9 protein-coding genes are annotated in these 16,716 nt (G+C 71.4%); 1 reads left to right on the forward strand and 8 read right to left on the reverse strand.

Annotated features, from left to right (window positions below; all coding sequences use genetic code 11):
- Nucleotides 1–50: 50 nt before the first annotated feature.
- From ACZ6S4_RS10050 to ACZ6S4_RS10070, 5 genes are all read right to left on the reverse strand, one after another.
- A complete protein-coding gene (locus ACZ6S4_RS10050) occupies nt 51–1,799 on the reverse strand; it encodes a discoidin domain-containing protein (RefSeq protein ID WP_465474550.1) in 1,749 nt (582 codons plus the stop codon).
- Nucleotides 1,800–2,066: 267 nt separating this feature from the next.
- Entirely contained in the window at nt 2,067–2,723 is a 657-nt protein-coding gene (locus tag ACZ6S4_RS10055) for an alpha/beta hydrolase (RefSeq protein WP_465474551.1), read from the reverse strand.
- 41 nt (nt 2,724–2,764) lie between these two features.
- Nucleotides 2,765–4,090, reverse strand: a complete 1,326-nt coding sequence (locus ACZ6S4_RS10060) for a hypothetical protein (RefSeq protein ID WP_465474552.1) — start codon at nt 4,088–4,090, stop codon at nt 2,765–2,767.
- Complete coding sequence (locus ACZ6S4_RS10065) at nt 4,080–5,330, reverse strand: type III PLP-dependent enzyme (RefSeq protein ID WP_465474553.1); 1,251 nt, start codon at nt 5,328–5,330, stop codon at nt 4,080–4,082. The genes ACZ6S4_RS10060 and ACZ6S4_RS10065 overlap by 11 nt, the downstream gene beginning before the upstream one ends.
- Before the next feature lie 40 nt (nt 5,331–5,370).
- A complete protein-coding gene (locus ACZ6S4_RS10070; RefSeq protein ID WP_465474554.1) occupies nt 5,371–8,139 on the reverse strand; it encodes a putative bifunctional diguanylate cyclase/phosphodiesterase in 2,769 nt (922 codons plus the stop codon).
- A gap of 203 nt (nt 8,140–8,342) precedes the next feature.
- Between ACZ6S4_RS10070 and ACZ6S4_RS10075 the strand changes: the two genes are divergently transcribed.
- A complete protein-coding gene (locus ACZ6S4_RS10075; RefSeq protein WP_465474555.1) occupies nt 8,343–11,582 on the forward strand; it encodes a GH92 family glycosyl hydrolase in 3,240 nt (1,079 codons plus the stop codon).
- Here the strand turns inward: ACZ6S4_RS10075 and ACZ6S4_RS10080 are convergent.
- The 3 genes from ACZ6S4_RS10080 to ACZ6S4_RS10090 form a co-directional block, all read right to left on the reverse strand.
- Complete coding sequence (locus ACZ6S4_RS10080) at nt 11,561–11,953, reverse strand: VOC family protein (protein ID WP_465474556.1); 393 nt, start codon at nt 11,951–11,953, stop codon at nt 11,561–11,563. The two genes, ACZ6S4_RS10075 and ACZ6S4_RS10080, sit on opposite strands and share 22 nt — an antisense overlap.
- Nucleotides 11,941–12,363, reverse strand: coding sequence for a PPOX class F420-dependent oxidoreductase (locus ACZ6S4_RS10085; protein WP_465474557.1), 423 nt, complete (start codon nt 12,361–12,363; stop codon nt 11,941–11,943). Before ACZ6S4_RS10085 ends, ACZ6S4_RS10080 begins: the two co-directional genes overlap by 13 nt.
- Nucleotides 12,364–12,427: 64 nt before the next feature.
- Nucleotides 12,428–16,678 carry a GH92 family glycosyl hydrolase gene (locus ACZ6S4_RS10090; protein WP_465474558.1) on the reverse strand — a complete coding sequence of 1,417 codons (4,251 nt, stop codon included), beginning with the start codon at nt 16,676–16,678 and terminating at the stop codon, nt 12,428–12,430.
- Nucleotides 16,679–16,716 lie beyond the last annotated feature (38 nt).

Here is a 16,716-nt window from a genome sequence, read left to right on the forward strand (position 1 = left end):
CTTCCTGAGCCGGGGCGGGCGGGGAAACCCGCCCCGGCGCGGGGGTCAGCTCACTTGTAGACGCGGACGTAGTCGACGAGCATCCGGGCCGGGAACGGCGTGGAGGCGTCGATGGGACCGGGGAAGTCACCGCCGACGGCCAGGTTGAGGATGAGGTAGAACGGGTGGTCGAAGATCCACGGTCCGCGGGTCGCCTCGACGGTCGCCTTGCTGGCGTAGAACACCTGCTGGCCGTCGAGCAGGAACTTGATGCCCTTGCTGTCCCACTCCGCCGCCCAGACGTGGAAGTCCTGCGACAGGTCCACGGTGGCGTACTTCTGGCCGTAGCCGCCGGCGCCGTTGTACTGCGGGGCGTGCAGCGTGGAGTACGCCTCGCTGGTGTTGCGGCCGAGGACCTCCATGATGTCGATCTCGCCGTTGTACGGCCACGGGCGGCCGGTGAGGAAGTCGGCGCCCATCATCCAGAACGCGGGCCACAGGCCGTTGCCCTTGGGCACCTTGATCCGGGCCTCGACCCGGCCGTACTGCACGGTGAACTTGCCGCCGGTGTTCATCCGGGCCGAGGTGTACTCGCGGCCGTTGGAGGCTTCCTTGCGGGCCTCGATCACCAGCTGGCCCTGGCCGTTCATCTGCGCGTTGTTGCTGTTCTCGGTGTAGTACTGGACCTCACCGTTCTGCGGCACGCCCGGGTCGTAGGTCCACTTGGCCGTGCTCGGCCTGGTGCCTGCCGGGTCGTTGAACTCGTCGTTGAAGACCAGCCGGCTGGCCGGGAAGGCCGGGTCGGCGGGCTGGGCCGGCGGCGCGGTGGGGGCGCCACCGGTGCCGTAGACATTGAAGTCGTAGAGCGAGTAGCCGTACGGGGTCGCCCGGGCGGTGCCGTACATCCGCACGTAACGGCCGGTGCCGCTGACGTTCAGGACCTCCTTGAAGCCCTTGCCGGTGGTGGTCGAGTAGATGTCGGTCCAGCTGCTCGCGTTCGGCGACACCTGGATCTTGTACGAGGTCGCGTACGCCGGGTCCCACTGCAGCTCGACCCGGCTGATCTGGGCCGTGGCCCCGAGGTCCACGTAGATCCAGCCGGGGTCGACCCAGCCGGTGGTGGAGCTGGTCGCCCAGCGGGTCGCCGGGTCCAGGTCGAAGGCCTTGCCGACGGTGCACGGGTTGCAGTTGACGTCGTTCTGCTCGCTCGACGCCGCACCCGGCTTGTTGTAGGACAGCAGCGTCGCGCCACCCGCGGGCGGAGGCGTGGTCGGGCCGGTCGGCGGGGTGGTCGGCGTGCTGCCGCTCGCGAAGACCTGGAACTCCCACAGCGAGTAGCCGTAGATGGACAGGGCCCGCTCGGTCAGATTGAGCCGCACGTAGCGGGTGTTGCCGGCGACCGTGATCGTCTGCTCGCCGGCGTTGCCGCGCAGGGTGCCCGTGGCGTTGGTGAAGGTCGTGCCGTTGGTGGAGAACTGGACCGTGAAGGCGGTCGCGTACGCGGCCTCCCAGTTCAGCTTCACGCTGCTGACCGCCGTCGTGGCGCCCAGGTCGACCTGCAGCCACTGGGCCGCCGCGAAGGCGCTGGACCAGCGGGTGCCGGTGTTGCCGTCGGTGGCGGCGGAGGCGGGCGTGCCCTCCCATTCGACGGAGGAGGCGGTGGTCGGCTTGCCCTGCGAGACCACGACCTCGGCCGCGTCGGCGTTGCGGACGGTGGCGACCAGATAGGCCGCCAGCAGGCCGAGCAGGGCGAAGGTGAGCGCGGCGACCCGCACGGGCGCCAGACGGCGCCCGTTACTTCGGAAAACTTCAGGACTCATGGACGGTCCTCCTTGCGGGGAATCAAGAGGGCGGGGAACCAGCGGGATGTGTCGGAGCGGTTTCAGAACTGCTTCGGGGATGAGAAAGCGCTCTTTGGTACGTCACTTTGAACTGCCGGTTAACGGGTGTCAATGCCTGCTAGAGGCTCGGGAAGCGCTTTCTCGTCCGCGTTCTCGGCGTGCACGGCGAATCGATGCAGGTGAACGGGCACGCGGGGCGATCAGCCGCGCCGCCGGCGACGCCAGGTTCCGGAACCGGGCGGAAGGTCAGCGGGCGTGCGCCGCCGGCTGGAGGGCCGTCGTCACGAAGGCGGTGACGAGCCGGGTCCAGAACACCGGCCGTCGCAGCAGAGTGTGCGTCTCACCGGGAACCGGCACGAACGAGGCGCCGATCCGGGCCGCGTACGCGGCGGACGACCGCGGGTCCGTCACCCGGTCCGCGTCACCGTGCGCGATCACGATCGTCGCGCCGGGCCGGGGCGCCGGCTCGCCGGCCTCGATCCACGGTGCCAGCGCGCAGACGCCGACCACACCGGGCTCGCCGGCCAGCCGCAGCGCGACCCGCCCGCCCATCGAATGGCCCACCAGCACGACCGGTGCACCGGGATGCGCCCGGCGCGCCTCCTCCAGCGCCCAGCGGGCATCGCGCACCGGATCCTGCGCGTCGCCGTTCCAGCCGCGCACCCGGTACCGCAAAGTCCAGACCGCGACCTCGTGACCCCGCGTGCTCCAGCTGATCGCCCGGGCGAACGGCACCATCCGCAGATGGGCCAGCCCCCGGCGAGCCGGCGCCACGCTGGTGGCCCGGCCGCCGGGCAGCAGCAGCACCACCGCGCGGGCGTGCTCGCGGGGACCGGACATGTCGAGCGCGGGGGCGGGCTCGACGGGTGTCCGGGGCGCGAACGCGGTCGGGTGGCTGGTCATGACCCCTTCACTACCCGTTTCTGCCCCGCCGATACCCGGCCTCACTCCGGTATCGGCACCGGCGGCCGGTGCAGCCGCGGGAGCGCGGTCACGGCCCAGATCAGCAGCGCGGCGACGCCGAGGGCCAGCACAGCCGCGCTGACCGCCTTGTCGATCGCCTGCGCGGTGACCATCATCGGCAGCATCTTGACCGCCACCGAGCCGCCGAGCGCCCGGACCGACGCGCTGTAGGCCAGCGCCGTCGTGATGCCGTCGGCCGGCGCCTCGTCCGCGACCAGCGCGTCCATGTCGCCCTCGAACGCCGTCTGGCTCACCCCGGCCAGGAACTGGGCGATCAGCACACTGACCGCGTGCATCGGCGCGCCGATCCAGCCGACCAGCATGGCGACGCCCCACAGCGTCCAGCGCAGGACGGCCGGCAACTTCATGGTGCCGATCGCCTCGACCGCCACGGTCGCCAGCAGGCAGCCGAGACTGAACGCGATGGCGGCGGCGGCCACCCAGCGCCGGCCGTGCAGCTCGGTGGTGAGCGGGATGGCGAGCAAGGTCGGTCCCGACGCGAGCAGCATGATGCCGCCGCCCGCGACGAGCAGCCTGGGCGAGACCGCGAGCCGGCGCCGGGGCCGGCGGGCCGGGTTGCGCCGGTGCCCGGTGATCCCCGTGCCGCCGGTGAGGGTGCTGACGGCGTACCGCAGGATCCGGGCCGGCATGATCCGGCGGGCCGCGCCGTGCGGGGTCATCCGGGCCCGGCGCGAGCTGACGATCGTGGGGATCAGCGAGCCCGCGTACGCGATGAAGATCAGCACCAGCGGCCAGCCGGTGGGATGACCGTCCGGGCCGGCCGGCAGCAGTGCGCCCAGCCCCGTGCCGGCGGCTTCGACGGCCGCGATGGCCAGCGCGTACCGCGTCATCGACCGCGGCCGGGCGTCCACCGCCGCGACCTCGGCCCGCATCGCGGCGAAGCCCACCCAGGCCGCCACGTGCATCGCCGTGACGGCGAGCGCGATCAGCCAGGACGGCAGGCCCACGATGAGCCCGGCCAGCGCGCCGACCCGCAGCAGGATCTCCGTGCCGGCGGCCCCGCGCAGCAGCGTGCGGCCGGCGCAGCGCCGCGAGAGCCAGCCGGTGACCGGCGCGGACAGCACCACGCCGATGAGCATCGCGGCGTTGTAGAGGGCCGCCTCGGCGAGACCGCCCCGGGAGACGGCCAGCAGCACGAGGATCGTCCAGCCCAGCGCCATGCCGAAGGAGTCGACGACGCCGGACACCACGAGCTCGCGTACCCGGCCGGCGCGGCGCAGGCCGACCGGTCCGACGCGGCGGTGCCCGCCGCCCCTGGGCTCACGCCGCTTGTGGTCAGTGACCACCGGAGGTTCCGGACCGGACCAGCTCATCCGTCAGCTCCCGCAGGTCCGGCTCGCCGGTGCCGCCGCCGACGAACAGCGGCGTGGGTGGCGCGAAACCGTTGAAAGCCGAGGCGTAGCTCAGGGTGTAGGCCCCCGCCGAGCCGATGTAGACGACGTCGCCCACGTCGATGCCGGCCGGCAGCTCGACGCCGTGGAACATCGTGTCGGAGCTGTCGCAGCTGGGACCGGTGATGGTGAAGGGCCGCGTGGTGACCTCGCCGTGACCGGGAACGGAGGACCAGATCGGGTAGTCCCAGCCGGTCGGCACCTGGATCGTCTCCATCATGCCGTTGTAGGCGCCGACGTCGACGAAGAGCCAGTCGCGGCCGCCGCGGACCTCGCGGCCGATCACCCCGACGGCCATGACCGCGGCCTCGGCGACCAGGTGCCGGCCGGGCTCGGCGACGAGCAGATCCGGACGGTACGGCAGCAGCTCGGCCACCGCGGGCAGCACCATGGCCCCGATCTCGCCGATCGAGGGCACGTCGGCCTGGTAGCGGGCGGGGAAGCCGCCACCGAGGTCGATCATGTCGAGCCGGATGCCGTCGTCGAGCAGGTCGGCCATGACCGCCCCGGTCGCGCCGAGGGCGTGCCGCCAGGCGGCCGCGTTGCCGCACTGCGAGCCGACGTGGAAGGTGATCCCGTACGGGCGCAGCCCCAGCCGCCGGGCGAGCACCAGCAGGTCGCGGGCCTCGGGCAGCTCGGCGCCGAACTTGCGCGACAACGGGAACGAGCTGGCGGTGTCGTCCACCAGCAGCCGCAGGTAGACGGCGCTGCCCGGGGCGTGCTCGGCGATCTTGCGCAGCTCGTTGGCCGAGTCGAAGCTGAAGCGCCACAGCCCGGCGGCGTACGCGGCGGCGATGTGCCCCGGCGCCTTGACCGGGTTGCTGAACAGCACGCCGGCCGGGTCGACGCCGAGGCGCTCCAGCATCCGCAGTTCACCCAGCGAGGCGACCTCGAAGCTCGCGCCGTGGTCCCGCAGGGTCGCGAGGATCTCCGGCGAGGGGTTGCACTTCATGGCGTAGCACGGCAGCACGCCCGGCAGCGCCGCGGTGAACGCCGCAAGCCGGTCCACGACCGTGCCGAGATCGGTGACCAGGTACGGGGTGGGCATGTCGATGACCTCGAGGCAGTGCGGGGACAGCGCGGCGGGCCACTGGGCCGGGAGCTGAGCGCGGGTGCCGGTGAGGGCGGCGGTCATGCGGACTCCTGAACTGTGGTGGGGGGCGGGGGTACGGGGATCAGGCCGGGGCCGGCTGGGCGCCGGCCCCGTCGAGCAGCAGGCGGCCGGCCTCACCGGCGGGCACCGGGCGGGAGAAGTAGAAGCCCTGGGCGAAGGTGCAGCCCATCTCCCGCAGCGCGGCGAGCTGGCCGTACTCCTCGATGCCTTCGGCGACCGTGGACATGCCCAGGCTCTGGCCGAGCTGGACGATCGTGCCGGCCAGCGCGGCGTCGTCGGCCTGCTCGCCGAGCCGCTCCACGAACGAGCGGTCGATCTTGAGCGTGTCCACCGGGAACCGGCGCAGGTAGGCCAGCGAGGAGTAGCCGGTGCCGAAGTCGTCGATCGCCAGCGTCACGCCGAGCGCCTTGAGCCGGACCAGCTGGGCCAGGTTGTCCTCGGTGTCGGTCATCAGCACGCTCTCGGTCATCTCGAGGCAGAGCTGGTCGGCCGGCATCCCGGTCTCGGTCAGCACCTCGCGGACGACGGCGGGCAGGTCGCTGCGGTCGAACTGGCGCACCGACACGTTGACGGCCATCTTGACCGGGCGGCGGCCGTCGCGCGCGGACCACTCCATCGCCTGGCGGCAGGCCTCGTGCAGCACCCAGCGGCCGAGCGGCACGATCAGCCCGGTGGCCTCGGCGATCGGGATGAAGTCGAGCGGGTTGATCATCCCGCGGGTCGGGTGCTGCCAGCGCACCAGCGCCTCGAAGCCGATGACCTGGCTGTCGGCCATGTCGATGGTGGGTTGATAGTGCAGCCGGAGCTCGCCGCGCTCCAGCGCCAGGCGCAGGTCGGCCTCCAGCTCCAGGCGCTCGACCAGGCCGGCCAGCATCCGCGGGTCGTAGCTGGCGAAGCCGCTGCCACCCGTGCCCTTGGCCTTGTACATGGCCAGGTCGGCGTTGCGCATGAGCTGCTCGGCGTCGTCGGCGTGCCCGGCCCCGGCCGCACCCTCGCCGAGGGCGGCGTACGCGGCCAGCCCGATGCTGCCCCGCACGTGCAGATCACGGTCGCCGACGCGGAACGGCTCGTGCAGCTCGTCGACGATGCGCTGGGCCACGATCTCGGCCTCGCCCTGGCCGAGCGCCGAGCGGATCAGCACCGCGAACTCGTCGCCGCCGAAGCGGGCCACCACGTCGCCGTCGCGCACCGAGGCGGTCAGCCGGTCGGCCACCCGGACCAGCAACTGGTCGCCGGCCAGGTGCCCGAGGCTGTCGTTGACCTCCTTGAAGCCGTCCAGGTCGAGGAAGAGCACGGTCACGTCGTCGTCCTCGCCGCGCTGCTCCAGCGCCTCGGCCACCCGCTCGCGGAACAGGGCGCGGTTGGCCAGCTGGGTCAGCGCATCGTGGTACGCCTCGTGCACGAGCTGCTCCTGAAGCTCCTTGCGCTCGCTGATGTCGCGGGTGTTGAGCACCAGACCGCCGACGTTGGGGTCGCCGAGCAGGTTGGTCACGGTGATCTCGGCCTGGCGCTGACGCCCGTCGAGGTGCGGCAGGGTCAGCTCCAGCACGGTGGTCGCGTACGGCCGCGCGCTCACCGAGCGCAGCGCGTCCCGCAGCCGGGCGGTCGACTCGGGGCTGAACCGTTCGGTGAGGTTGCGGCCGGTGAGCATGGCCGGGGTGTAGCCGAAGACCCGCTGCACGGACTCGCTCTGGTACAGCACCACGGCGTCGGTGCCGACCACGGTCACGACGTCGGAGCTGTGCTGCACGAGCGCGTGGAAGCGCTGCTCGCTGGCGTACAGCTCGGCGGTGCGGTCGGCGACGCGGGTCTCCAGGTTGCGGGTCAGGCCGCGGTTCTCCAGCAGCGTGAGCAGCTGCCGGCCGACGATCAGCAGGATCAGGGCGGAGCGGGTGTACGTGACGAACGGCGTGGCCTGCCCGGTGCGGGCGAACCAGACGATGCTGGTGGCCAGCGCGGCGAGCACGGCCACGTACGGCAGCAGCACCCCGAACGGCTGGCCGCCCTCGCCGTCCACCCGCGCCGGTTCGGCCGTGTCGGCCGTCCTGAGCGGCTTGGTGGCGGCGAGCAGGATCAGCGAGAAGCCCGCGAACCAGCCGATGTCGGTGCCGCTGCCGGACGCGTACGCGCCGGTCAGGTTGAGGTAGGCGTACCCGATGTCGGAGGCCGCGAAGGCGACGATGCCGGCGGCGACCAGCGCCAGGTGGGCGAAGTCGCGGCCGCGGCGCCGCTGCAGCGCCAGCATGTAGACCACGATCGTCACCATGACGATGTCGCCGAGCGGGTACGCGAGGCTGAGGTAGAGCGCGAGGACGCTGTCGCCACCGGCTTTGATCAGCGGTTCGATGACCACGAACCAGGCGATCAGCACCAGCGAGACGGCGACCATCAGGCCGTCGAGCACGCTGCGGGCCCGGTTGGCCAGGGTCTGGGTGGCGATCGGCAGCACCAGCAGGCCGGCCGAGGTCAGCAGGATCATGCCGAGGTAGCCGATGTCGGCCTGCGACGGCAGCGGCACCGAGCCGGTGAAGGTCTCCAGCCAGACCGCGCAGGCCTGGCCGGCCCCCCAGGACAGCACGCCCAGGCCGAGCAGAGCCCAGCCGGCCCGCACCCGCCCCCGCAGTGTCGCGGCACGGAACAGACAGGCCACGGCCGCCGAGACGGCGGCGGCACAAAGTCCGAGGTTGGAGATGACCTGTGCGGTGTCCGGCCCGCCGACCCCGGTGCTGAGGACGACGCCGAAGGTGGCGACGACGACTGCGACGATGACGCAGAGCCGTGCCCAGCGGTGGACGCCGCGCGGCGTCGGCGGTGCTGTGCTGGCTGCCATCAGACTCTTCTCCGGTTCGCTCGGCCCCCGGGGCAGGGTGGTCGTAACTGCCGTGATCGGGTGGCGGCGGTGCGGACCTGAGAGGTTCGCCCGGACGGCCGGGTGCAATTCGGGTGCCCGATGGCTCCGTCTCATTGACACGCGTCTTTGCTGCGTGACAACGTTGTCACGTGACGATGACGTCGTTGACCGGAGGTTTACCGATGACCCGTCGGCTCCTGGCGGCCCTGCTGCTGGTCATTTCCGTCGGCACCGCGAGCCCCGCCCAGGCCCGGGCCGCCGCCGCGGAGGACCCCGTCGAGCTGGTGCACCCGTTCGTCGGCACGCAGAACTTCGGCAACACCTTCCCCGGCGCCAGTGCACCCTTCGGCATGGTGCAGGTCAGCCCCGACACCGGCGGCCAGGGCGGCTACGACTACCAGCAGGACAGCATCTACGGCTTCAGCCAGACCCACCTGTCCGGTGTCGGCTGCGGCGTCGCCGGCGAGCTGCCCATGCTGCCCACCACCGGTCCGGTCACCACCGCGGACCCGAACCAGTACCGTTCGCCGTTCTCGCACGACGACGAGGACGCCGAGCCCGGCTACTACCGGGTCGGGCTGACGAAATACCAGACCACCGCGGAGCTGACCGCCACCGCGCGCACCGGCTGGCAGAAGTACACCTTCCCGGCCACCGGCGCGGCGAACGTCCTGTTCAACACCGGCAAGGCCAACCAGAACGTCTTCGACTCCGAGATCCACGTCGTCGGCGACCGGACCGTCGAGGGCCGGGTACGCGCCGGCAACTTCTGCGCCGGTAAGGACGACCACACCGTCTACTTCACCGCCAGCTTCGACCGCCCGTTCGCCGCCACCGGCACCTGGCGCGGCTCGGCGCTCTCGCCCGGCGGCCGGGACGCGGCCGGCTCCGGCAGCAACGGCGCCTGGGTCACCTTCGACGCGAGCCAGGACCGCGACGTGGTGGTCAAGGTCGGGCTCTCCTACACCGGTCTGGCCGGCGCCCGGCAGAACCTGACCGCCGAGACCGCCGACTCGTACGACTTCGCCGCCACCCGGGCCGCCCTGCGCGCCCGCTGGGCCCAGGAGCTGGACCGGATCTCGGTCAGCGGCGGACCGGCCGACCGGCGCAGCGTCTTCTACACCGCGCTCTACCACTCCCTGCTGCACCCGAACCTGGCCGGCGACGTCGACGGCCGGTACGTGGGCTTCGACCGCCAGGTGCACACCGCCGAGGGGTACACGCCGTACCAGAACTTCTCGCTGTGGGACACCTACCGGCCGCAGAACCAGCTGCTGGAGCTGCTGGTGCCGCAGGTCGCCCGGGACGTGGCACTGTCCGTGCTGGCGATCGGGCGTGACGGTGGCTGGCTGCCGCGCTGGGCGCTGGCCAACAGCGAGACCAACATCATGACCGGTGACCCGGTCACCCCGTTCCTGGTCGAGGCCTGGTCCAAGGGCCTGCTGGCCGGGCACGAGCAGGAGGCGTACGCGCTCCTGCGGAAGAACGCCACCGCCCAGCCGCCGGCCGGCTCGCCGTACAACGGGCGGACGGGTCAGGACTTCTACGCCGACCGCGGCTACATCCCGTCCGGGCTGAGCCGGGGCAAGGAGTGCGCCGACAAGGGCGGCGACAACGACTGTGACCACCCGGCCTCGGCGACCCTGGAGTACGCGGCTGCCGATGCGGCGCTCGCCCTGATGGCCAAGGGGCTGGGCAGGACCGCCGACGCGAAGCTGTTCGCCGGGCGCGGGCAGTGGTACCGCAACCTCTGGGACTCCTCGATCAAGCAGTTCCGGCCCCGGACGGTCGACGGGACGTGGCTGACGCCGTACGACCCGGTCGCGGCGGCCGAGCAGTTCCACGAGGGCGGGGCGTACCAGTACCAGTGGCTGGTGCCGCAGGACCCGGCCGGTCTGGTGCGGCTGATGGGCGGCCGGGCGGCGACCGAGAAGCGGCTGGACGACTTCTTCGTCTACGACAAGCTGCTCACCGATCCGGCCCGCACCGCGCGCGAGGACTGGATCGCCGCGCCGTACGACTACTACGCCAAGGCGACCTACAACCCCAACAACGAACCGGATCTGCTGGCGCCGTACATGTATCTCTGGGCGGGCGACCCGGCGAAGACCGCGACGGTCGTCCGGGCCGCGATGACGCTCTTCACCACCGGCCCCGACGGCATGACCGGCAACGACGACCTGGGCACGATGAGCGCCTGGTACGTCTTCTCGTCCCTGGGCCTCTACCCGACGATGAGCGGCGCCAACTTCCTGGCGCTGTCCAGCCCGCAGTTCCCGAAGGCGACCGTGCGCACCGGCGGCAAGACGCTGACCATCACCGCGCCCGGCGCCTCGGACACCAACCGCTACATCCAGGGCGTCCGGCTCAACGGCCGGTCCGTCGGCAAGACCTGGCTCGACTGGTCGGCGGTGACCCGCGGCGGCACGCTCGCCCACACGCTCGGCAAGAAGCCGTCGTCCTGGGGCACGTCGGTCCTGGCCCAGCCGCCGTCGGTGAACAAGGCGCCGGCGGACGGTCGTACCCATGTCGACGCCACCGTGCGCCCGGCCGGCGCGGCCCTGCCGGCCGGCTCGGCCACCGCCCAGCAGGCGGCGTTCCAGGTCGACGTGGTCGGCCAGGCGCCGCTCGTGATCGCACCCCGGGTGACGGCGACGGCGCCGCCGGGCTGGACGGCGACGGTCGCCCCGCACCCCAAGGTGCTGCTCAGCGGACGCCTGCCGATCGGCACCACCGCCACGCTCACCGTGCGGGCGCCGGCCGGGACGCCCGCGGGGGCGTACCCGATCGAGGTCTCGGTCTCCGCACCCGGCACCGCCACGGTGAAACGGACCGCCACCATCACGGTCCGGGAGCCGCTCATCTGCGCCGGCGTGACCGACACGGCGTGCCTGATCGACCTCGGCGCCGAACGCACGCTCGACGGCACGGCCACCGTCGCCGACCCGGCGGAGGGCAACTTCGACGGCGGCGGCTGGAGCTACGACGCCGACCTGCTGCCCAAGGCCGGCCCGGTGACCTGGGGCGGCGTCACGTACCAGGCGCCGGACCCGACCGGGACGGCGAAGAACTTCGTGCCGGCCCGCGGCCAGTCCCTGCTGCTGCCGACCGGAAACCACACGGCGGCCCACCTGGTCGCGACGACGCACAACGGGCCGGTGACGGCCGCGCTGACCATCGGGTACGCGGACGGCACCTCCGCGCCGGCCACGGTGACAGTGGCGGACTGGTGTGGCACGGCGTCCACGGGCACGACCGCGGTGCTGGCGATGCCGCACCGGATCAAGGCGGGTCAGGGCGTGGACGGGCCACCGGTCAGTCTCTTCGGGGTCAGCCTCCCGGTGCCGGCGGGCAAGCAGATCCGCTCGATCACCCTGCCGAACGACGCCCGCCTGCACCTCTACGCGGTGACGCTGGCCTGATCCTTGTCCAGGCAGAACTCGTTGCCTTCGGGGTCGGCCAGCACAGTCAGGCCGTCGGTCTCCCACTGGATCCGGGCGCCGAGGCCGATCAGCCGGGCCAGCTCGGCGACCGGGTCCTCGGCGTTCAGGTCCAGGTGCACGCGGTTCTTCACAATCTTGTGCTCGGGCACCTGGGTGAACCACAGCCGCGGCCCACCCTCCGGCCCGGGCAGCACCAGCACGGTCGGGTCCTCGTCGGGATCCGGATCGTCCGGCCCGTACGGCGCGATGCTGTACCCCTCGAGCACCTGCACCCACCAGCGGGCCAGCGCGGGCGCGTACTCGCAGTCGAACACGATGTCCATGAGCCGGGCCACGACTACATCACCCACCCGTAGAGGTGTTCGACGTGCAGGCTCAGCACGATCCGGCCGTCGGCGACCATGGCCCGCCGGTAGTCGTCCCAGTCCGGGTGCTCCTCGCGGCGGATCAACCGGTAGACCTCGACGAGCTCCTCGACCGTGGCGTCGTGCTCCTCGGCCGACGGCGGGGAGAACGTGGCGTGCACATCTGCGACCACGTAGCCGCCGCCTCCCGGTCCTGCCACGCGGAGGCTGCCGCGCGGGTCGCGGCGCAGGTTGTGCACCTTGGCCAGCGTTTCGCGGGTCGACACCCGCAGCACCCGGGTCTTGCCGTCGGCGGTGTAGTTCACGTCGGACAGCTGGGGCCGGCCGTCGCGCTTGATGGTGGCGAGGGTGCACAGGTCGGCCGCGGCGACGACGGCCCACAGATCATCGGACATGCCCTGAATGTAGAGCAGCCGCCCCCTCCACGCGGGAGGGAGCGGCTGCCGGGGCGCGGTCAGGTCAGAGCTTGGCGCACTGGCCGATCCGTACCCCGCTGACCTTGTTGGCCAGGCCGTTGTTCACCGGCGCCGGCTTGTTGCCGGAGCAGGTGAGCGGCCCGCCGACCGTGTTGCCGGCGACGACCGTGGCCGTCTTGTTGTTCAGCAGGGTCACCGCGCTCTTGAGGGTCGAGTTCTCCAGGCTGACCGGTCCCGATCCGGTGACGGTGAGCGGCCCGCTGACCGTGGTGTTCAGCAGCGACACCGTGCCCGCTCCGGTGGCCGTGACCGCCGCGCGCAGGGTCGCGCCGGTGGCGTAGAGCGAGGCGCCCTTGGAGACCGTGACCAGGCCGGTGATCTGGGCACCGGCCTTGACGCAGGTGACCCCGGACCGGACCGACACCGCGCCGACGACCTTGTCCGCGATCGTCGTGGTGCACGCGGGGGCCGGGACGCCGAGCAGTTCCACTTCGGCGAGCGTGGTGCCCGCGGCGACGTCGAGCCGGTAGTACGCGTACCGGCCCGGGCTGGCGATCTTGAAGGGCCGGGTCTGCCGGCGCCACTCGAACTCCTGGTCCTTGCGCTCGTCGATCGTGGTCCACGTGGTGCCGTCGTAGGAACCCTTCAGCGTCCACAAGGCCGGATCCTCCTCGGCCACGGTGCCCGAGGTGAGCGTGTAGTAGCCGGCCTGCTCGCCGGCGGAGGCGAACTGGTACTGCCAGCCGCCGGCGAGCGTGGCCTGGGTGGTGGAGGTGTCGTCGACCAGGGCCGGGTCCGACGCCGTGCCGCGGCCCGGGCCGGTCAGGTCCCGCAACGGGTTCGGCACCGCGTCGCCCGAGGTGAGCGACTCCGGGGCGGCGTCCTGGCCGGTGCCCCACTGCGACGGCGACGAGCCCATGGTGAAGTCGAGCCGGGCGCCGTCGGCCAGCAGCGAGTGCGGCAGCGACGTGGAGTTGTAAGCCTTGCCGTTGACCTTCAGCGACTGCACGTAGACATTGCTGCGGCTGTTGCCGGGGGCGTTGACGACGATCTTCTTGCCGTTCTCCAGGTTGACCGTCGCCTTGGTGAACAGCGGCGAGCCGATCGCGTACGCGGGATTGCCCATCTGCAACGGGTAGAAGCCGAGCGCGCTGAACACCTGCCAGGCGCTCATCTCGCCGTTGTCCTCGTCGCCCGGGTAGCCCTGGCCGATCTCGCTGCCCAGGTACAGCCGGGACATGGCCTCGCGGACCACCTTCTGCGCCTTGTACGGCTGACCCGCGTAGTCGTACATGTAGGGGATGTGGTGCGACGGCTGGTTGCTGAAGCCCCACTGACCCATCCGGACGTCGCGGGCCTCGTACATCTCGTGGATCGGGCCGCCGTACGAGCCGTAGAAGGTGGCCGTCTCGGGGGTGGTGAAGAACTTGTCGAGCTTCTTGGCCAGGCCGTCGCGACCGCCGTACAGGTTGGCCAGGCCCTGCCCGTCCTGCGGCACGTGGAACGCCATGTTCCAGCCGTTGGTCTCGGTGTAGTCGTAACCCCAGACCCGCGGGTCGTACGAGGCCGGCGGATTGCGCCAGTTGCCCGCGGAGTCCTTGCCCTGGAAGAAGTCCACCGACGGGTCGAACATGTTGATGTAGTTCTGCGCGCGGTTGCGGAAGTACTCGGCCTCCTCGGCGTACTCCTTCGCCTTGGCCCCGCCCTTGGCCAGCGCCTCGGCCATGTTGGCGATGCCGTAGTCGTTGATGTAGCCGTCCATCGCCCAGGACATCGCCTCGCCGGTGCTGTCGCTCGGCGTGTAGCCCTTGAAGATGGCACTGGCCAGGCCCTTGCGGCCGACGTTGGCGTTCGGCGGCGTGACCGTCGCGTTCTTCACCGCGGCCCGGTACGCCGTCTCCGCGTCGATGCCCGGGACGCCCTTGAGGTACGCGTCCGCGAAAGCCACGTCCGAGCTGGTGCCGACCATCAGGTTGGCGTAGCCCGGCGCCGACCAGCGCGAGATCCAGCCGCCGTCGCGGAACTGCTGGACGAAGCCGTCCACCATCTCCCCGGCCTGCTTCGGCGTGAGCAGCGAGTACGCCGGCCACGTCGTGCGGTACGTGTCCCAGAAGCCGTTGTTGACGTAGACCTTGCCGTCCTTGATCGGCGCCCCGGTCTCCGTCGGCGAGCTCGCCGGGCTGGTCACCGCGGACTGCACGGTGTGCTTGTAGACGGGTTCCTCGTTGCTGCCGGTGTTCTCGAAGCCCGAGTTGGGATAGAGGAACAGTCGATACAGGTTCGAGTAGAGGGTGACCAGCTGGTCCTCGGTTGCGCCCTCGACCTCGACGGTGTGCATCTTGGCGTCCCACAGGTCGCGGGCCTTGTCCCGGATCGAGGCGAGCGTCGCGTCGGCGGCGATCTCCAGGTCCAGGTTGTGCTTGGCCTGCTCGACGCTGATCAGCGAGGTGGCGATCCGCATCCGCACCGTCTTGTGCTCGGTGGTGTCGAACTTGAGGTAGCCGGTGGACGGCCGGTTGCCGGTGGGCAGCATGCCGCTGGCCGTGACCGGGGCGTCGACGGTGGCGTACATGAACATCCGGGTGAAGCCTGCGGACAGGCCGCCGCTGTTCACGTCCGACCAGCCCGAGACCGCCTGGCCGGCCGCGTCGATGGTCAGCCCGGACCGGTTGTCGACGTTGTCCAGGATCAGGTTGCCGGTGTCGCCGGTGAAGGTGAACTGCATCAGCGCGGCGTGGTCGGTCGGCGCGATCTCGGTCCTGAGCCCGTTGTCGAACGTCACGCCGTAGTGGTACGGCTTGGCGATCTCGTTCTCGTGACCGAAGGCCAGCGCGCGGTTGGCCCGGTTGGCATCCGGTACGCCGGTAGCGGCGCTCGGCATCACCTGGAACGTCTGCCGGTCACCCATCCACGGGCTGGGCTCGTGGCTGGCGGAGAACGCCTGCAGGGTCGGCCGGTTCGCCGCGTTGTTCTGGCGGTGGTACTCGTACAGCCAGCTGGTCGTGCCGGCGTTGGTGACCGGGGTCCAGAAGTTGAAGCCGTGCGGGACCGCCGTGGCCGGGAAGTTGTTGCCGCGGGAGAAGTCGCCCGAGGACATCGTGCCGCGGCGCGTCTCGGCGTACTCAGCCAGGTGCTCCTTGGGCTTGGCCGGGGCTACCTCGGCGAGCGCGATGTCGTCGTACCAGGCCCGGAAGCTGGTGGGACCGGACGGCTTGTCGTACGTGATCAGGATGCGGTCGACGGTCCGGCCCGCCGCGACCTGGCCGATCCGCGCGGTCCGCTTGTTCCACTGCGCGGTGTAGAGCGTCTGCGACGCGCCCTGCGCGGCGGCGCTGACCACGGTCCCGTTCTGGTCGACGGCCTTGAGCTCGGACAGGAAGGTGCCGTCGGTGAAGGCCAGGTCGACCGCGGTGTACGTGGCCGGGTTGGACAGGTCCTCGCGGTTGAACTCCGGCAGCACCAGGTACGACAGCTCGGTGTCGGCGGTGACCGTCACGTCGACGTCGAACACCTTGTTGGCGGAGTGCCCGCGGCCCTCGGCGGTGTGCCGCCCGGCGATCTGGAACGCCTTGAGCCCGGTGAAGCCCACGCCCGCCTTGGCGGTGGGGGAGCTGGCCGGGCCCGGGCCGACCCGGCTCTGCATCGGACCGGTCGGCGGCGGCGTCACGTTGGCGTCGGCGAGTTCCAGCTCGGCGAGCTGGGTGAGGTTGCCGGACGGGTGCCCGGTGATATTGAGCCGGTAGATTCCGAAGGTGCCCGGGTCGGCGACCGTGTAGGTCCTGGTCTGGAAGCGTTCGGTGAAGGTCTGCCCGGCCTGCGTGTCGACCGTGGTCCAGGTGCTGCCGTCGGTGGAGCCCTGCAGCGTCCAGTCCCGCGGGTCACGCTCGGGAGCGTCGTTGGCGGAGGTCAGCGCGTACTTGATGACCTCGGCCGGGGCGTCCAGCGTGTACTGCGCCCAGCTCGTCGGGGTGTCGACCAGCCACTTGGTGGCCGAGTCGCCGTCGTTGAGGTTGTTGCGGCCCTCGTTGCTGTTCGGTTCGGCGTTGACCGCGATGCCGGTGACGTGCCCGCGCAGGCTGCCCGGCATGCCGACGACCACGGTGCCGTCGACGCCGCCGCTGCCGGCCGCCGCGTCGACCGTGTCGGTCCAGGTGGGTTGCGGATCGTCGGTCTCGAACGACGAACGGAACGAGGTGGCGGCGGCCGCCGCGGCCGCCCCGCCTGTGGCGACTGCCGCTGCCGCGGCGATCAATGTGACGGATAACAGGGCGACACCCCATCGTGGCCGGTGCATGCCGTCTCCTTCTCGGGGCCGTGAAACATTCGCGACAC

It is taken from the genome of Actinoplanes sp. NPDC051405, from assembly GCF_055586185.1.

Excerpts from the sequence above, each read along its gene's own strand:
- ACZ6S4_RS10050 (WP_465474550.1), bottom strand. The coding sequence starts at position 1,799 with ATGAGTCCTGAAGTTTTCCGAAGTAACGGGCGCCGTCTGGCGCCCGTG.
- ACZ6S4_RS10055 (WP_465474551.1), bottom strand. The coding sequence starts at position 2,723 with ATGACCAGCCACCCGACCGCGTTCGCGCCCCGGACACCCGTCGAGCCC.
- ACZ6S4_RS10065 (WP_465474553.1), bottom strand. The coding sequence starts at position 5,330 with ATGACCGCCGCCCTCACCGGCACCCGCGCTCAGCTCCCGGCCCAGTGG.
- ACZ6S4_RS10070 (WP_465474554.1), bottom strand. The coding sequence starts at position 8,139 with ATGGCAGCCAGCACAGCACCGCCGACGCCGCGCGGCGTCCACCGCTGG.
- ACZ6S4_RS10075 (WP_465474555.1), top strand. The coding sequence starts at position 8,343 with ATGACCCGTCGGCTCCTGGCGGCCCTGCTGCTGGTCATTTCCGTCGGC.
- ACZ6S4_RS10085 (WP_465474557.1), bottom strand. The coding sequence starts at position 12,363 with ATGTCCGATGATCTGTGGGCCGTCGTCGCCGCGGCCGACCTGTGCACC.
- ACZ6S4_RS10090 (WP_465474558.1), bottom strand. The coding sequence starts at position 16,678 with ATGCACCGGCCACGATGGGGTGTCGCCCTGTTATCCGTCACATTGATC.